The sequence below is a fragment of the Streptomyces yokosukanensis genome, assembly GCF_001514035.1.
Classification (GTDB): Bacteria; Actinomycetota; Actinomycetes; order Streptomycetales; family Streptomycetaceae; genus Streptomyces; species Streptomyces yokosukanensis.
In genome coordinates this window covers 15,357-32,267 of record NZ_KQ948214.1, presented here as the reverse complement: position 1 = coordinate 32,267, position 16,911 = coordinate 15,357, and the positions used below count along the sequence as shown (strand labels likewise).

At 71.8% G+C, this 16,911-nt stretch carries 15 protein-coding genes; 9 read left to right on the top strand and 6 right to left on the bottom strand.

What is annotated here, in order from left to right:
- Positions 1-110: 110 nt before the first annotated feature.
- Both AQI95_RS22375 and ssgD read right to left on the bottom strand, forming a co-directional pair.
- Positions 111-1,727: an ABC-F family ATP-binding cassette domain-containing protein gene (locus tag AQI95_RS22375; RefSeq protein WP_067126462.1), complete on the bottom strand. Its 1,617-nt coding sequence runs from the start codon at positions 1,725-1,727 to the stop codon at positions 111-113.
- A gap of 332 nt (positions 1,728-2,059) precedes the next feature.
- Positions 2,060-2,476 carry a spore wall synthesis regulator SsgD gene (gene ssgD / locus AQI95_RS22370; protein ID WP_067126459.1) on the bottom strand — a complete coding sequence of 139 codons (417 nt, stop codon included), beginning with the start codon at positions 2,474-2,476 and terminating at the stop codon, positions 2,060-2,062.
- A 209-nt stretch (positions 2,477-2,685) separates the two neighbouring features.
- On the opposite strand from ssgD, the gene AQI95_RS22365 reads away from it, so the two are divergent.
- A complete protein-coding gene (locus AQI95_RS22365; RefSeq protein ID WP_208614238.1) occupies positions 2,686-3,789 on the top strand; it encodes a WD40/YVTN/BNR-like repeat-containing protein in 1,104 nt (367 codons plus the stop codon).
- 89 nt (positions 3,790-3,878) lie between these two features.
- Here AQI95_RS22365 and AQI95_RS22360 read toward each other — a convergent pair whose 3' ends face one another.
- Positions 3,879-4,175 (bottom strand): YciI family protein, encoded by a 297-nt coding sequence (locus tag AQI95_RS22360; protein WP_067126456.1) that lies wholly within the window; start codon positions 4,173-4,175, stop codon positions 3,879-3,881.
- Positions 4,176-4,236: 61 nt separating this feature from the next.
- On the opposite strand from AQI95_RS22360, the gene AQI95_RS22355 reads away from it, so the two are divergent.
- Positions 4,237-4,977: an endonuclease V gene (locus AQI95_RS22355; protein ID WP_067126453.1), complete on the top strand. Its 741-nt coding sequence runs from the start codon at positions 4,237-4,239 to the stop codon at positions 4,975-4,977.
- A 97-nt stretch (positions 4,978-5,074) separates the two neighbouring features.
- Here AQI95_RS22355 and AQI95_RS22350 read toward each other — a convergent pair whose 3' ends face one another.
- Positions 5,075-6,274, bottom strand: a complete 1,200-nt coding sequence (locus tag AQI95_RS22350) for a saccharopine dehydrogenase family protein (RefSeq protein ID WP_067126450.1) — start codon at positions 6,272-6,274, stop codon at positions 5,075-5,077.
- A 63-nt stretch (positions 6,275-6,337) separates the two neighbouring features.
- Here AQI95_RS22350 and AQI95_RS49860 point away from each other — a divergent pair, with 63 nt between their 5' ends.
- The 4 genes from AQI95_RS49860 to AQI95_RS22335 all read left to right on the top strand — a co-directional run bounded on the left by AQI95_RS49860 (position 6,338) and on the right by AQI95_RS22335 (position 11,280).
- Entirely contained in the window at positions 6,338-6,466 is a 129-nt protein-coding gene (locus tag AQI95_RS49860; RefSeq protein ID WP_279617017.1) for a hypothetical protein, read from the top strand.
- A gap of 161 nt (positions 6,467-6,627) precedes the next feature.
- Positions 6,628-7,788, top strand: a complete 1,161-nt coding sequence (locus tag AQI95_RS22345; protein WP_067126447.1) for a CaiB/BaiF CoA transferase family protein — start codon at positions 6,628-6,630, stop codon at positions 7,786-7,788.
- A 43-nt stretch (positions 7,789-7,831) separates the two neighbouring features.
- Positions 7,832-9,046: an acetyl-CoA C-acetyltransferase gene (locus tag AQI95_RS22340; protein WP_067126444.1), complete on the top strand. Its 1,215-nt coding sequence runs from the start codon at positions 7,832-7,834 to the stop codon at positions 9,044-9,046.
- A 50-nt stretch (positions 9,047-9,096) separates the two neighbouring features.
- Positions 9,097-11,280, top strand: a complete 2,184-nt coding sequence (locus AQI95_RS22335) for a 3-hydroxyacyl-CoA dehydrogenase NAD-binding domain-containing protein (protein ID WP_067126441.1) — start codon at positions 9,097-9,099, stop codon at positions 11,278-11,280.
- On the opposite strand, the gene AQI95_RS22330 is transcribed toward AQI95_RS22335, so the two are convergent.
- Complete coding sequence (locus tag AQI95_RS22330; RefSeq protein WP_067126438.1) at positions 11,266-12,039, bottom strand: MerR family transcriptional regulator; 774 nt, start codon at positions 12,037-12,039, stop codon at positions 11,266-11,268. The genes AQI95_RS22335 and AQI95_RS22330 overlap by 15 nt on opposite strands.
- Positions 12,040-12,275: 236 nt before the next feature.
- Here AQI95_RS22330 and AQI95_RS22325 point away from each other — a divergent pair, with 236 nt between their 5' ends.
- The 3 genes from AQI95_RS22325 to AQI95_RS22315 are packed head-to-tail and all read left to right on the top strand — an operon-like array spanning position 12,276 to position 15,255.
- Positions 12,276-13,739: an amino acid permease gene (locus tag AQI95_RS22325; protein ID WP_067126435.1), complete on the top strand. Its 1,464-nt coding sequence runs from the start codon at positions 12,276-12,278 to the stop codon at positions 13,737-13,739.
- 53 nt (positions 13,740-13,792) lie between these two features.
- Entirely contained in the window at positions 13,793-14,281 is a 489-nt protein-coding gene (locus tag AQI95_RS22320; protein ID WP_067126432.1) for a macro domain-containing protein, read from the top strand.
- Positions 14,278-15,255, top strand: coding sequence for a PfkB family carbohydrate kinase (locus AQI95_RS22315; protein WP_079071398.1), 978 nt, complete (start codon positions 14,278-14,280; stop codon positions 15,253-15,255). Before AQI95_RS22320 ends, AQI95_RS22315 begins: the two co-directional genes overlap by 4 nt.
- A 20-nt stretch (positions 15,256-15,275) precedes the next feature.
- Here AQI95_RS22315 and AQI95_RS22310 read toward each other — a convergent pair whose 3' ends face one another.
- A complete protein-coding gene (locus AQI95_RS22310) occupies positions 15,276-16,781 on the bottom strand; it encodes a M1 family metallopeptidase (protein ID WP_067126429.1) in 1,506 nt (501 codons plus the stop codon).
- Between the last annotated feature and the right edge of the window lie 130 nt (positions 16,782-16,911).

The window sequence follows — 16,911 nt, the reverse complement described above, 5'->3', positions numbered from 1 at the left end:
CAGTCCGCCCCGGCCAGGACAAAACCCCTCGTTGTCAGGCTGTGCCCCTCCTGAGACGTCACCTCTTCCGAGACGTCACCCGGCCGTCCTGCCCACAGGGCAGGCGCCGGCTACCCGAGATCCTCCGGCGCGATCTCCGTCAGTTCCCCCTTCTCCATCAACAGCCAGCGGGTGATGCCGATCGACTCCAGGAACGGCAGGTCGTGGCTGGCCACGAGCAGCGCGCCCTCGTACGCGTCGAGGGCCGAGGTCAGCTGCCGCACGCTCGCCATGTCGAGGTTGTTGGTCGGCTCGTCGAGCAGCAGCAGCTGGGGCGCCGGTTCGGCGAGCATCAACGCGGCGAGAGCCGCCCGGAACCGCTCGCCGCCCGACAGCGTGGCCGCCTGCTGGTCGGCCCGCGCGCCCCGGAACAGGAAGCGGGCCAGGCGCGCCCGGATCCGGTTGTTGGTGGCGCCCGGCGCGAACCGGGCCACGTTCTCCGCCACCGTCAGCGCGTCGTCCAGCACGTCCAGCCGCTGGGGCAGGAAGCGCAGCGGCACGTGCGCCTGCGCCTCGCCGGCCACCGGTGCCAGCTGCCCGGCGACGGTCCGCAGCAGCGTCGTCTTGCCGGCGCCGTTGCGGCCGACCAGCGCGATCCGCTCCGGGCCGCGCAGATCGAGGACGCCCTCGATCCGTGCTCCGTAGGCCATCGCCAGGTTCTCCAGGGTGAGCACCTGCCGACCGGGCGGTACGGCCGTGTACGGCAGGTCGACGCGGATCTCGTCGTCGTCCCGCACCGCCTCCGCCGCCTCGTCCAGACGGTCCCTGGCTTCGGCGAGCCGCTCCTCGTGCATGATGCGGTGCTTGCCCGCGGACTCCTGGGCGGCGCGTTTGCGGCCGCCCATGACGATCTTCGGCTCGCGCTTCTGCTCGAACATCTTCTGGCCGTACCGCTTGCGGCGGGCCAGCTTGACCTGGGCGTCGGCCAGTTCGCGCTTCTGCTTGCGCACATCGGCCTCGGCCACGCGCACCATCCGCTCGGCCGCCTCCTGCTCGACGGCCAGGGCCTCCTCGTAGGCCGAGAAGTTGCCGCCGTACCAGGCGACCTCCCCGGAGCGCAGTTCCGCGATCTGGTCGACGAGGTCGAGCAGTTCGCGGTCGTGGCTGACCACGACCAGCACGCCCGGCCATGCGGCGACGGCCTGGTACAGCCGGCGCCGCGCGTACACGTCCAGGTTGTTGGTGGGCTCGTCCAGCAGCAGTACGTCGGGGCGGCGCAGCAGCAGCGCGGCCAGCCGCAGCAGCACCGACTCGCCCCCGGAGACCTCGCCGACGGTGCGGTCCAGGCCGATGTGGCCGAGCCCCAGCTCGCCGAGGGTGACGAGGGCGCGCTCCTCGACGTCCCAGTCGTCGCCGACCGTCTCGAAGTGCTCCGCGGCGACGTCGCCCGCCTCGATGGCGTGCAGCGCGGCCCGCCGTTCGGCGATGCCGAGGGCCTGGTCGATGCGGAGCGAGGTGTCGAGGCTGACGTTCTGCGGGAGGTAGCCGACCTCGCCGGAGATCTTCACGGTGCCGTCGGCCGGGGTGAGTTCACCGGCGAGCAGCTTCAACAGGGTGGACTTCCCCGAGCCGTTGACGCCGATGAGTCCGGTCCGGCCGGGCCCGAAGGAGATGTCGAGACCGACGAAGACGGCGGTGCCGTCGGCCCAGGAGAAGGACAGGGACGTACAGGTGAGGGAAGATGACATGAGGGCCTCGCAAGGGGGGTGTCGTGCGATCTGGTGGGCGCATGTCGAGACACCGCGAGGCGGGAACCGAAAGGTCGTGCGGCACGAAGAGGCCACGAGAAAGGGCCTGTGCCGGGAGGACGGCTCGGACGCCGAGGTCGAACGCCACGCACACCTCAACCGGTGTGACGCGGTGCCTCAGGACCTCAGACGAGCAACGTCCTTCTCCAATCGACGACAACAGGACCGTGTAAACGGTACGAGGGGGCCCGGGGGCTGTCAACGCGATTGATGCGCGCGCGTCGGCGAGGTGATCGACCCCGGGCCGTCGAACGGAACGACGCGCGTGGCGTTCAGCAGGCGTCCCGCATCAGTTCGGCCAGATCGTGGTCCAGGTCGAGCTGGAGGTGTTCCAGGCCGACGGGCACCAGTTCGTCGGCCGCCGCGAGGAAGCGCCGGATCTCGCCCGAGCGGACGTGCACGATCGCCGTGCCCTCGGGGGCGTGGAACTCCAGCACGGTGCGGTCGTAGCCGTACGGCCGCACCCGGACGTCCCCGTGGCCCTCGGGCCCCTGGAGCCCGGCCGCGAGCAGCTCGCGCGAGAAGGTCCAGCACACCTCGACCCCTTCGAGGGTGGCCGGGGCCGGAAAAGTCATGACGACGGCGAACGGGTCACGTCGGTCGTAGCGCAGCGTCGCGGGAATGCTCGGCATGCGCGGTGCGGCGGCGACGAGACGGGCCTCTACGGGCTGCTCGATGACGGTGGACAACGCCTTGCTCCCTCGTGACAGCTGGACTACGCCCGGGTGTGTGGCACCCGACACTGGAAGAGACGTCGGATCCGGCCGATCCGTGCACATGGAGTACGAGTGACCTCGGTCACCGCGTTCCTGTGCGGCGCCGGGAGCGCCGTGCGGCCCGTGAGGAGGGGCATGCGCCCTCTGGACGGCGCCGGGCCGGTGGGCTACCTTCGCCCGCCATGAGGCGCTCGGGGAGCACACGGCGGGGCAGACGTACGAGCAGGCTGGTGGCGGCGGGAGTGGCGTGCGGGGCGGCGCTGGCCGCGCTGACCGTGCCCGCGGCCGAGGCCGGGCCCCTTGGCCAGGGCAGCCCGCACTGGGCGTCGAAGGATCCGGGGACCCCGCAGGTCCGCTTCCGGGGCCTCGCGGCCGTGGACCGGCGCACCGCCTGGCTGGCCGGCACCGCCGGCACCGTACTGCGCACCACGGACGGCGGGGCGAGCTGGCGGAACGTCTCTCCGCCGGGTGCGGGGAGCCTGGAGTTCCGGGACGTCGAGGCGTTCGACTCGCGACGCGCGGTGGTGCTGGCCATCGGCGAGGGCGAGGCGTCCCGGGTGTACCGCACCGACGACGGCGGGGCGACCTGGACGGAGTCCTTCCGCAACACCGACCCGAAGGCGTTCTACGACTGCCTGGCCTTCTTCGACCGCCGGCACGGCCTCGCGTTGAGCGACCCCGTGGACGGAAAGTTCCGCATCCTGTCCACGCGCGACGGCGGTCGCTCCTGGCAGCTGCTGCCACCGGCCGGCATGCCGCCCGCCCTGGACGGCGAGGCGGGCTTCGCCGCGAGCGGTCAGTGCCTGGTCACCTCGGGCCCGAAGGACGTCTGGCTGGCCACCGGCGGCGGCGCCCACGCGCGCGTGCTGCACTCCGCCGACCGGGGAGTGACATGGACGGCCGCCGACACGCCGGTCCCGGCCGGTGATCCGGCCAAGGGCGTCTTCGCGCTCGCCTTCCGTGACCGCGGCCACGGCCTCGCCGTCGGCGGCGACTACCGCCCCGACCAGCCCTCGCCGCGGTCCGCGGCCGTCACCGCCGACGGCGGCCGCACCTGGACCCCGGCCGCCACGCCCCCGCCCGCCTACCGCTCCGGAGCCGCCTGGCTGCCGCACAGCCGTGGCGCCGCGCTCGCCGTCGGCCCCAGCGGCACCGACCTGACCACCGACGCCGGCCGCACCTGGCGCACGATCGACACCGGTTCGTACGACACCGTGGCCTGCACGCCCGACCTCAGCTGCTGGGCGGCCGGCGAGCAGGGGAGGGTGGCGCGGCTGGAACGCTGACGTGAGCGTCCGGCACCTCGATCGAGGACATATGGACAAGCCGCGACTGCGACGCGCGCTGAACGCGCGGAAGAGCCGGCCCCCGTCGCTCAGGCCGGCGTCTGCCGGTGGCGGTCCAGCTCCGGGGCCGTCTTCGTCGCGATGAACTCCGTGACGCGGTAGGTGCACACCCCGCCGACGGTGAACGGGTCGCCCGCGACGATCTCCTCGATCCGGGCGCGGTCCTCGGCGACGGCGAGGATCACCCCGCCGTCCCGGGGGTTCTTGCGCCCGGAGGCCAGGAAGAAGCCCTTCTCGTACTGATCCTCCAGCCAGGCCACATGGTCGGCCAGCAGCGCGTCGACGGCGTCGAGGGGTGCGGTGTAGGTCAGCTCCAGTACGAACATGATCGCGAGCCTACCCCCCTGCGCCGACGGCCCGCCACGGACCCGTAGAGTCGAGATCACCATGACGACCGTAGGCGTACCCGCGGGCTGGCCCGCGACCGAGGAAGAGGCCCGCGCGGTACAGGACGAGCTGCGTGGCCGGGTGGTGCTCGACGAGCCCGGACCGGAGCCCGGGGCGGGCCGTGTGACGGGCGTCGACGTCGCCTACGACGACGATCTCGACCTGGTCGCCGCCGCGGCCGTCGTGCTGGACGCCGCCACCCTGGAGGTGGTCGCCGAGGCGACGGCCGTCGGCCGGGTCTCCTTCCCGTACGTGCCCGGACTCCTCGCCTTCCGCGAGATCCCCACCGTCCGGGCCGCACTGGACCGGCTGCCCTGCCCGCCCGGACTGGTCGTCTGCGACGGCTACGGACTCGCCCACCCGCGCCGCTTCGGCCTCGCGAGCCACCTCGGCGTGCTCACCGGCCTGCCCGTCATCGGCGTCGCCAAGAACCCCTTCACCTTCGCGTACGACGATCCCGGTGCGGAGCGGGGCGCTTGCGCCGCGCTGCTCGCGGGCACCGAGGAGGTCGGCCGCGCGCTGCGCACCCGGGACGGTGTCAAACCGGTCTTCGTCTCCGTCGGCCACCGGGTGAGCCTGGACAACGCCATCGCCCACACCCTGGCCCTGACCCCGCGCTACCGGCTGCCGGAGACCACGCGCCGGGCGGACGCCCTGTGCCGCCGGGCACTGCGGGAGGCGGCACAGGGCGGTGCGGGCGGGGCTCAGGAGGCGACGAGGCGCCAGGCGTCGGCCTCCTGATACGCCGAGTCGTGGACGGCCGAGCCGTCGCCCGGTTCGAGGTGAGACTTTCGAGGCGGTGACCGCAGGCAGACCCGGGGCGACGGGCGGGCAAGTCTCAAACCGGGGAGGAGGTGACCGAGCCGGTGGCCGCCACCCGGAAGGTGATCCCCGCGGCGCGCAGCCGCCCGGTCAGGGCGTCGCCCATCGCCTGCGCCGTGGTGACCTGCCCGGCCGTCGGCGGAAGGTCGTCGAAGGCCAGGCACAGAGCCGCCTCGGCGAGCATCTTCGCCGTCTCGTCGTAGCCGGGGTCGCCGCCCGAGACCTCCGTGAACACACGCCGCCCGCCGCCCTCTGCGACGAACCGGACCGCGAAGCTGCTCCTCGCCCGCTGCTCCGCGCTCGGCCCGTCCCCGGGCCGCAGCCGGTTCGACAACCAGCGCCGCGCGGGCGGCAGTTGGGCCGCCGCCAGCACCGCGCCGACGGCGACGACCCCGCCGAGGGCGACCGGCAGGCGGCGCACCGCCGCGTAGTGCCGGTAGCGGAAGTCGGGGCCGTAGCGGTCGAGGGCCTTGGCCGAGCGACGCACGATCTGCGGGTCGAGGGTCGGCAGCGGCAGCGCCCAGGCGCCGACCTCCGGGGCGAATCGGGGCGCGCCCGTGGGCGCCGCCGCCCGGCGGCCCATCAGCCGCGGCTCGTGCCGGCCGCGCTCGCGTGCGGCGGCCAGCAGGTGCCGGCCGCGCGCGAACTGGTTCAGCGCCGAGGCCAGGGTGCCGCCGGAGAAGGAGGCGTCGGCGGTCACATAGCCGTCCACGGTCAGCGGCACTCCTTCCGGCAGCTGCCCGACCGTGAAGTACACGCCCAGGTCGTGGGGTACGGAGTCGAAGCCGCAGGCGTGCACCAGTCGCGCGCCCGTCTCCCGCGCGCGTGCGTCGTGCCGGACGTACGTCAGGTCCACGAACTCCGGCTCGCCGGTCAGGTCCAGGTAGTCGGTCCCGGCTTTCGCGCACGCGGCGACCAGTTCCTCGCCGTACAGCACATACGGCCCGACGGTCGTGGCCACCACGCGCGCGTGCTCGGCGAGGGCGCGCAGGCTCGCGGGTTCGGCGACGTCGGCCCGCAGGACACCGACGTCCGCGCCGCCGGGCAGGCGCTCGCGCAGCCGCTCCAGCTTGCGTGCGTCGCGGCCCGCCACCGCCCAGCGCAGGTCCTTCGGCGCGTGTGCGGCGAGATACTCCGCCGTGAGGGCACCGACGAAGCCGGTGGCTCCGAAGAGCACCAGGTCGTAGGGACGATCCGTCCTGTTTAGCCTGCTCATGACACCCCTTGGTCCCGGAACTCGCGCCGCTGTCGGTGGCTGAGGCTAGCGTGAGGAGAGCGAGTGACGACGACCAGCCCGGAGGCAGTGGTGGCCGCAGCAATGAGCGCTCCGAAGAAGCCGGGGAAAGTACGCGAGTTCGCGTTGACCGCCCCGGACCGCCGGACAGCCCTGGACGCACCCGCCTCCTAGGCCCTGTCGTCGAACTCCTGCCTCTCACTCTTCCGGGTGATCCGTGCCGAGCCGGGCACTTGGCTAAGCGCTTGCTCGTTGGGGCTTGTGTCCGGTGGAACGTGTTCTTAGCATCGCCGGTGTTACATCAGTTGTGTCACACATGTCTGGGGGCAGGACGCATGACGACGGCAGGGACGCCGGCGACGCCGGGCAGCGGTCCGCTCTCCGGTGTGCGCGTGGTCGAGCTGGCCGGCATCGGGCCCGGCCCGTTCGCGGCCATGCTCCTCGCGGACCTCGGCGCCGACGTCGTCCGGGTGGACCGCCCGGGCGGCCCCGGCCTCGGGATCGATCCCGCGTACGACATCACCAACCGCAACAAGCGGTCGATCGTGGTCGACCTGAAGGCACCGGACGGCCCCGCGCGCGTGCTGGACCTCGCCGAGCGGGCCGACATCCTCGTCGAGGGCTACCGCCCGGGCGTCGCCGAGCGCCTCGGCGTCGGCCCCGAGGACTGCCACGCCCGCAACCCCCGCCTGGTGTACGGCCGTATGACCGGCTGGGGCCAGGACGGCCCGCTCGCCCACCGCGCGGGCCACGACGTGGCCTACATCGCGCTCACCGGCACCCTCGGCATGATCGGCCGCCCGGACGAGCCCCCCGCCTTCCCCGCGAACCTGCTCGGCGACTACGCAGGCGGTTCCCTCTACCTGGCCGTGGGCGTCCTCGCCGCCCTGCACCACGCCCGCGCGACCGGCACCGGCCAGGTCGTCGACGCCGCCATCGTCGACGGCACGGCCCATCTGTCCACGATGATCCACGGCATGCTGGCGGCCGGCGGCTGGCAGGACCGGCGCGCCGCCAACCTCCTCGACGGCGGCTGCCCCTACTACGGCACCTATGAGACGGCCGACGGCAAGTACATGGCGGTCGGCGCCCTGGAAGGGCAGTTCTACGAGGAGTTCCTGCGCCTTGTCGGCCTGGAAGAGATGGCCTCCGCCCACAAGGACTGGACCCGCTGGGGCGAGCTGCGCGAGCGCGTCGCCGCCCGCTTCAAGTCCCGCACCCGCGACGCGTGGACGGCCGTCTTCGAGGGGACGGACGCTTGTGTGGCTCCCGTGCTCTCCCTGCGCGAGGCCCCCCATCACCCGCACCTCGCCGCCCGCGGCACCTTCACCGAGCAGGGCGGCATCATCCAGCCGGCTCCCGCCCCCCGGTTCTCCGCCACCCCCACCACCGTCCGTACCGGTCCCGCCCTGCCCGGCGCGGACACCGAGGCGGTGGCGCGGGACTGGGGGACACCCGCACCCGTGAACGACGGGCCGGTCGCCGACGCCGACTGACCCCGCCCACCCCGCTCGGCCCACCCTCCCGAAAGGCACACCAGTGAGCACCGAAGCGTACGTGTACGACGCGATCCGCACCCCGCGCGGCCGCGGCAAGGCGACCGGCGCCCTGCACGGCACGAAGCCCATCGACCTCGTCGTCGGACTCATCCACGAGATCCGCGACCGCTTCCCCGGCCTCGACCCGGCCGCCGTCGACGACATCGTCCTCGGTGTCGTCGGACCGGTCGGCGACCAGGGCTCCGACATCGCGCGGATCGCCGCCATCGCCGCCGGGCTGCCGGACACGGTCGCGGGCGTCCAGGAGAACCGCTTCTGTGCCTCGGGCCTGGAGGCCGTCAACCTGGCCGCGGTCAAGGTCCGTTCCGGCTGGGAGGACCTGGTCCTCGCGGGCGGTGTGGAGTCCATGTCCCGGGTTCCGATGGCCTCCGACGGCGGCGCCTGGTTCAACGACCCCATGACCAACCTCGCCGTGAACTTCGTGCCGCAGGGCATCGGTGCCGACCTCATCGCCACCATCGAGGGCTTCTCCCGCCGCGACGTCGACGAGTACGCGGCGCTGTCCCAGGAGCGTGCCGCAACCGCCTGGAAGGAGGGCCGCTTCGACCGCTCGGTCGTCCCCGTCAAGGACCGCAGCGGCCTGGTCGTCCTCGACCACGACGAGCACCCGCGACCCGGCACCACCGCCGACTCCCTCGCGGGGCTCAAGCCGTCGTTCGCGGACATCGGCGAACTGGGCGGCTTCGACGCCGTGGCGTTGCAGAAGTACCACTGGGTGGAGAAGATCGACCACGTCCACCACGCGGGCAACTCCTCCGGCATCGTGGACGGCGCCTCGCTCGTCGCGATCGGGTCCAAGGAGGTCGGCGAGCGCTACGGCCTCACCCCACGCGCGCGGATCGTCTCCGCCGCCGTCTCCGGCTCCGAGCCCACCATCATGCTCACCGGCCCCGCCCCCGCCACCCGCAAGGCCCTCGCCAAGGCCGGCCTCACCATCGACGACATCGACCTGGTCGAGATCAACGAGGCGTTCGCCGCGGTCGTCCTGCGCTTCGTGAAGGACATGGGCCTCAGCCTCGACAAGGTCAACGTCAACGGCGGCGCCATCGCCCTCGGCCACCCGCTCGGCGCGACCGGCGCGATGATCCTCGGCTCGCTCGTGGACGAACTGGAGCGCCAGGACAAGCGCTACGGCCTCGCCACCCTCTGCGTCGGCGGCGGCATGGGCATCGCCACCATCGTCGAGCGCATCTGAACTCCCCGCGGAACCAAGAGACTTCAGAGACTTCAACGGAGACGACTGTCATGACCGAGAGCACGACCATCCGCTGGGAGCAGGACGACACCGGTGTCGTCACCCTCGTCCTGGACGACCCCAACCAGTCCGCGAACACCATGAACCAGGCGTTCCGCGACTCCCTCGCGGCGATCACCGACCGCCTGGAGGCCGAGCGGGACTCCGTCCGCGGTGTCATCTTCACCTCGGCGAAGAAGACCTTCTTCGCCGGCGGCGACCTGCGCGACCTGATCCGGGTCACCCCCGAGACCGCGCAGGACCTCTTCGACGGCGGCCTCGCCATCAAGCGCAACCTGCGCCGCATCGAGACCCTCGGCAAGCCCGTCGTCGCCGCGATCAACGGCGCAGCCCTCGGCGGCGGGTTCGAACTCGCCCTCGCCTGCCACCACCGGGTCGCCCTCGACACCTCCGGCACCAAGATCGGCTGCCCCGAGGTCACCCTCGGCCTGCTCCCCGGCGGCGGCGGTGTCGTGCGCACCGTGCGGCTGCTCGGCATCGCCGACGCCCTGCTGAAGGTGCTCCTCCAGGGCCAGCAGTACAACGCGCGCCGCGCCCAGGAGAACGGCCTCGTCCACGAGGTCGCCGCCACCCCCGAGGACCTGCTCGCCAAGGCCCGCGCCTTCATCGACGCCAACCCCGCATCGCAGCAGCCCTGGGACAAGCCCGGCTACAAGATCCCGGGCGGTACGCCGGCCAACCCCAGGTTCGCTGCCAACCTGCCGGCCTTCCCCGCCACCCTGCGCAAGCAGACGGGCGGCGCGCCCTACCCGGCCCCGCGGGGTATCCTCGCCGCCGCCGTCGAGGGCTCCCAGGTCGATTTCGAGACCGCCCAGGTCATCGAGGCCCGCTACTTCGTGGAGCTGGCCGCCGGGCAGACCTCGAAGAACATGATCCAGGCGTTCTTCTTCGACCTCCAGGCCGTCAACTCCGGTGCCAACCGGCCGAAGGGCATCGAGCCCCGCCAGGTCCGCAAGGTGGCCGTCCTCGGCGCCGGCATGATGGGCGCCGGCATCGCCTACTCGTGCGCCCGCGCCGGTATCGACGTCGTCCTGAAGGACGTCTCCCCGGAAGCGGCCGCCAAGGGCAAGGGCTACTCCGAGAAGCTGTGCGCCAAGGCCGTCGCCAAGGGCCGTACCAGCCAGGAGAAGGCGGACGCGCTGCTCGCCCGCATCACGCCCAGCGCCGAGGTGTCCGACCTCGCGGGCTGCGACGCGGTGATCGAGGCCGTCTTCGAGGACACCGCGCTCAAGCACAAGGTGTTCCAGGAGATCGAGTCCGTCGTCGCCCCGGACGCGCTGCTGTGCTCCAACACCTCCACGCTGCCCATCACCGCCCTCGCCGAGGGGGTGCAGCGCCAGACCGACTTCATCGGCCTGCACTTCTTCTCGCCGGTCGACAAGATGCCGCTGGTGGAGATCATCAAGGGCGAGCGGACCGGCGACGAGGCCCTCGCCCGGGCCTTCGACCTGGTCCGGCAGATCAACAAGACGCCGATCGTCGTCAACGACTCGCGCGGCTTCTTCACCTCCCGGGTGATCGGGCACTTCATCAACGAGGGCGTCGCCATGGTCGGCGAGGGCATCGAGCCCGCCTCCGTCGAGCAGGCCGCCGCCCAGGCCGGCTACCCGGCCAAGGTGCTCTCGCTCATGGACGAGCTGACCCTGACCCTCCCGCGCAAGATCCGCAACGAGTCGAGGAAGGCCGTCGAGGAGGCCGGCGGCACCTGGACCGCCCACCCGGCGGAGGCCGTCATCGACCGCATGGTCGACGAGTTCGGCCGCACCGGCCGCAGCGGCGGCGCCGGCTTCTACGCCTACGCGGAGGACGGCAAGCGCGCCGGACTCTGGCCGGGCCTGCGCGAGCACTTCACCGAGCCGGGACACGAGATCCCGTTCCGGGACATGCAGGAGCGGATGCTCTTCGCCGAGGCGCTCGACACCGTACGGCTCATCGAGGAGGGCGTCCTGACCTCGGTCGCCGACGCCAACATCGGCTCGATCCTCGGCATCGGCTTCCCGGGCTGGACCGGCGGTGTGCTCCAGTACATCAACGGCTACGAAGGAGGCCTGCCGGGCTTCGTGGCCCGCGCGCGGGAACTCGCCGAGGCCTACGGCGAGCGGTTCACTCCGCCCGCGCTGCTCGTGCGGAAGGCCGGCGCGGGCGAGTCGTTCAGCGACTCAGTCCGCGCCTGACCCGCTGACCCACCCACTCAGCTCCTCCCGCAGCGAGCGCTGGAACGTCGTCAGCAACGCCTGCACCACCAGCGGGTGCATGTGCGCCGACAGGGACCTCACGTCCTGGGCGTTCCGCTCCGCCACCTCGCCGCGGAAGAGCTGGGAGAGTGCGTGAGCCGCGGCGCGCGAGTGCTCGATGAGCACCTTGCGCGCCGCGAGGATCACCTCCTGCGACAGCGGTACGTCGAGCAGCTCCACCCCGAGCCGGAGCAGCCCCGCATCGACGCGGAAGGCGTCGCCGTGCTCGCTGCCGTCGCTGTCGCCGTCCCCGCTGCCGTCGGCGCACTCCTCGCCCGCCCGGCCGCCCTGCGCCGCCATGACGACGTTCATCGCCATGAGCCGCTCCAGGTCGTCGGCGGTGAGCGACCGGCCGGCCCGCCGCTCCAGCTCCCGCCGCGACACGGTGTCCATCGCGTCCGGCGCCCAGGACGCCACCACCGCGCGGTGGATGGCCAGGTCGTGCGGGGTCAGATCGGCGGGCAGCTGCCGCAGGTACCGCTCGATCGCCGCCAGGGTCATGCCCTGCCGCTGCAACTCCTCGATGAGGGCCAGCCGTGCCACGTGCTCCGGCCCGTAGTGCCCCACCCGGCGGGGCCCGATCACCGGTGGGGGAAGCAGCCCCCTGCTGCCGTAGAAGCGGACGGTGCGGACCGTGACGCCCGCCCGGGCGGCCAGCTCGTCGATGGTGAGGGGCGTCTGCCCGGCATCGGTCGTCATGTGCAGCAGTATCGCTGTCTCACCAATAGTGTGAAACCTCTGCTGAACGCCGCGTGGACTGCAAGTGGACCATGTGAGAAGCGACGCTCTGTGACATGGGCCACCGTGTATCCGCGGATCTTTCTGGGAAGCTGCTGCCTTGGTCTGTGCCGCAGCTCGACAGGGTGGTGCGGGCCGATCCCTGCACGACCCCCGGGCTCGCGAGGCCCGGGCGCACCAGGAAGTGGAACCACCCGATGAGCAAGGACGCCGTGGAATCGGCACAGGCCGCCGCCCCCCAGGTGGCCCAGACGCCCGCGGACGCGGGCGACGCCGGCTACAGCAAGGACCTCAAGGCCCGCCACGTCAATATGATCGCCATCGGCGGCGCCATCGGCACCGGTCTCTTCCTGGGCGCCGGCGGCCGCCTGCACAACGCGGGCCCGGCGCTCGCCCTGGCCTATCTGGTCTGCGGCGTCTTCGCGTTCTTCGTCGTACGCGCCCTGGGCGAGCTGGTCCTGTACCGCCCGTCCTCCGGCTCCTTCGTGAGCTACGCGCGCGAGTTCCTCGGCGAGAAGGGCGCCTATGTCGCCGGCTGGATGTACTTCCTGAACTGGTCGACCACCGGCATCGCCGACATCACCGCCATCGCGCTGTACACGCACTACTGGAGCTTCTTCACCTCGATCCCGCAGTGGTTGCTGGCGCTGGTCGCCCTCGCGGTGGTCCTCGCCGTGAACCTGATCTCGGTGAAGATCTTCGGTGAAATGGAGTTCTGGTTCGCGATCATCAAGGTCGCCACCCTGGTGAGCTTCATGTTCGTCGGCATCTTCCTGCTGGCCACCCAGCACGACGTCGACGGCACCAAGCCCGGCCTCAGCGTCATCACCGACCACGGCGGAGTCTTCCCGCACGGCATGATGCCGGTCGTCCTCGTCATGCAGGGCGTGATCTTCGCGTACGCCGCGCTGGAGCTGGTCGGTGTGGCCGCCGGCGAGACCGCCGAGCCGGAGAAGGTCGTCCCGCGCGCGGTGAACTCGATCATGTGGCGCGTGGGCCTGTTCTACGTCGGCTCGGTCGTGCTGCTCGCGCTGCTGCTGCCCGGCTCGGTGTACTCCGCCGACCAGAGCCCGTTCGTGACCGTGCTGTCCAAGATCGGTGTTCCGGCCGCCGGTGACGTGATGAACCTGGTGGTGCTGACCGCTGCCATGTCCTCGCTGAACTCCGGCCTGTACTCCACTGGCCGCATCCTGCGCTCCATGGCCATGGCCGGCTCCGCGCCGAAGTTCACCCGCGTGATGAGCCGCAGCCAGGTCCCCTACGGCGGCATCCTGCTGACCTGCGGCGTCTGTGTGCTCGGCGTCGGCCTGAACTACTGGGTGCCCAGCCAGGCCTTCGAGATCGTGCTGAACGTCGCCTCTCTCGGCATCATCAGCACCTGGGTGATCATCATGGTCTGCCACATGATCTTCGTCCGCCGTGCCCGCGCCGGCCTGGTGACCCGGCCGCACTTCCAGCTGAAGTTCAGCCCGGTCGTCGAGATCGCCACGATCGTCTTCCTGCTGGTCTGCCTGGGCATGATGTGGAACGACCCCGATGTCGGCCGCAAGACCCTGCTCCTCATCCCGGTGATCGCCCTGGCGCTGGTCGGCGGCTGGTTCGCCGTCCGCCGCCGGGTGGCGCAGAGCACCGACCAGGAGCTGACCGAGCTGACGAAGTAGCGGCCCGGGAAAACCCGAGAGCCACTGTCAGTGGCATCGCCTACGGTGGCGTCATGTCGGAGATCACGTATGTCCGGGGTGACGCCGCCGTGCCGTCGGTCAAGGGCGCCAAGGTGATCGCCCATGTCTGCAACGACCTCGGCGGCTGGGGGAAGGGCTTCGTGCTCGCGCTCTCACGACGCTGGCCGGAGCCGGAGACGGCCTGCCGCTCCTGGCACCGCGACCGCGCTCGCAACGATTTCGGCCTGGGCGCGGTCCAGCTGGTCCGGGTCGAGTCGTCGGTGTGGGTGGCCAACATGATCGGCCGGCGGGGCGCCGGACGGGGCAGCAAGGGCGTCCCCGTCTGCTACGAGGCCATCGACACGGCCCTCGCCTGCCTCGCCGACGAAGTGATCGAACGGGGTGCGTCGGTGCACATGCCCCGCATAGGCTGCGGCCTGGCGGACGGCCGGTGGTCCCGCACAGAGCCGCTCATCACCGAGCGGCTCACAGGACGAGGGATCACGGTGACGGTGTACGACCACGGGGATGGTGGCGCATGACCTCACGCCCCCCGGTGACACCGACCCCGGTGACGCAGACCCCAGTGACACCGAGCCCTGCGACACAGCCCCCTGCGACGGACGTCCTGGTGCTGGGCGGATCCGGCGTGGACACGATCATCCACGTCCCCGAACTGCCCCTCCCGTACGCCGACAGCTACATGATCGACTCCGGGATCCGCACCCGGGCCGGACAGACCGGCGACTTCGTCGCGCTGGGCCTCGCCGCACTCGGCCTGCGCACCCACCACCTCGACCTCGTCGGCGACGACCCCGAGGGCGACCTCGTGCGGACCCTGCACCGCGAGCACGGCATCGGACTGACCGCACTGCCGCAGCCCGCCGGCACCAGGCGCGCCGTCAACCTCGTCGGCCCGGACGGCCGCCGCCTGTCCCTGTACGACACCAGCCGCGCCCGCCCCGGCGACCGCTTCCCGCCGCGGACGCTGCGGTCGCTGGCCGCGGCGAGCCGGCACATCCACGTGACGATCACCCAGCCCTGCGCCGAGGCCCTGCCCCTGCTCACCGCGGCGGGCGTGCCCCTGTCCACGGACCTGCACGACTGGGACGGCGAGAACCCGTACCACGAGCCGTTCGCCCACGCGGCCGACGTCGTCTTCCTGTCGGCCGCCGCGCTGACCGACCCCGAGCGGACCCTGCACCGCATCGCCGAGCGGGGCCGGGCCCGGGCCGTCGTCGCCACCGCCGGAGCCGAGGGCGCGTATCTGCTGTCCGACGGCGAGCTGACCCGCGTTCGCGCGGTGTCGCCGCCCGCACCGGTGGTGGACTCCAACGGCGCGGGCGACGCCTTCGCCGCCGCGTTCCTCTACGGCCGCCTCAGCGGTGAGACGCCCGAGACGTGCGCGCGCTACGGCGCGATCGCGGGCGCCCACGCCTGCACGGTCCCGGCCTCCCGAGCGGAGTCGATAGGCCGGGACGAACTGCTGGAGCGGGCCGCCGGGCCAAGACCCTGAGCGGGCTTCCCCGAGACCGCTTAGCGCGCCGCTCCGTCGCTGTGGCCCCCGTGGGCCGCCTCGATCTTCTTCCACGACTTCGGCTGAGCCACCGCCGTGCCCGCCTTCACCAGGGACGCGGCACGTCCCGCCGAAGCGGCCGGCTTCGACGGCTGGAACAACCAGGTGCCGAAGAGCGCCGCGAGCGGCTTGCCGGACACCTTCTCGGCATACCGCTGGAAGTCGGCCACCGAGGCGTTGCCGTACGCGTGCTCCTTCGGCCAGCCCTTCAGGATGGCGAAGAACGCGTCGTCACCGACCTCCTTGCGCAGCGCCTGGATCGCGAGGGCGCCCCGGTCGTAGACCGCGTCGTCGAACTGCTTGTCCGCGCCCGGGTCGCCGGGCTCGACCGTCCAGAACGGGTCGTCGGCCGGGTGCGAGGCGTACACGTAGTCGGCCAGCTCCTGCGTGGTGCCCTCGCCCTCGTGCTCGGACCACAGCCACTGCGCGTACGTCGCGAAGCCCTCGTTGAGCCAGATGTCCTTCCACTTCTTCAGCGACACGTCGTCGCCGTACCACTGGTGGGCCAGCTCGTGCACGACCACCGAGACGTTGGAGCCCTTCGCGAACTGCTTCGGGCTGTAGTAGACGCGGCTCTGGGTCTCCAGCGCGTACCCGGTGGTGGTGTTCGGCACGTACCCGCCGGCCGAGCTGAACGGATACGGCCCGAAGTAGTCGCTCAGCCAGTCGACGATCTCCCCGGTGCGCTCCACGCTCGCCCGCGCGGCCCCGTCGTTGTCGCCGAGGTCCTTGCTGTAGGCGTTGACGACCGGCACCCCGCCTTCGGAGGTGCTCGTGGTGATGTCGAACTTGCCGATGGCGAGGGTGGACAGATAGGTCGCCTGCGGCTTGTTCTGCCGCCAGCTGTAGCGGGTCCAGCCGCGCTGCGACGCGGTCGACTGCAGGGTGCCGTTGGAGATGGCCTGGGTGCCGTCCGGCACGGCCACCGACACGTCGTAGGTGGCCTTGTCGCTCGGGTGGTCATTGCTCGGGAACCACCACCAGGCGGCCTCGGGCTCGTCGGCGGCGACCGCGCCGTCGGGCGTGCGGTGCCAGGTGTTGAAGCCGTAGGCGCTCTTCGTGGACGGCACCCCGCTGTAGCGGACGACGACCGTGACCGGTGTGCCCTTGGCCAGCGGGGTCTTCGGCGTGATCACCAGCTCGTGCTGCTGGGAGTGCGTGAACGCCGCCTTGGCGCCGTTGACCCGCACCTCGCTCACGTCCAGCAGGAAGTCCAGGTCGAAGCTGGACAGGTCCTGCGTGGTCTTCGCCAGGATCGTCGCCGTGCCCTGCAACTCGTCCGTCTTCGGCTGGTACCGCAGCCTCAGGTCGTAGTGCGAGACGTCGTAGCCGCCGTTGCCGTAGTACGGGTAATAGGGGTCGCCGATGCCCGGCGCGCCGGGGGAGTAGCTCGCGGCCGATGCCGGGATCGCCAGCAGGAGGGAGGCCGCCGCGAGCACGCCCGGCGCGATGATTCTGCGGTGCACGTATGCTCCAAGTCGTCGGGACTGCAGGTCCGTTCGGAGAACTCTGTTCGGAGCCTATTCAGTCCCTGTGGCCCCTGACCTGTCCATGGCCCCTGCTGTCACACGATCGCCATTCAGCCGTCATGGGCCC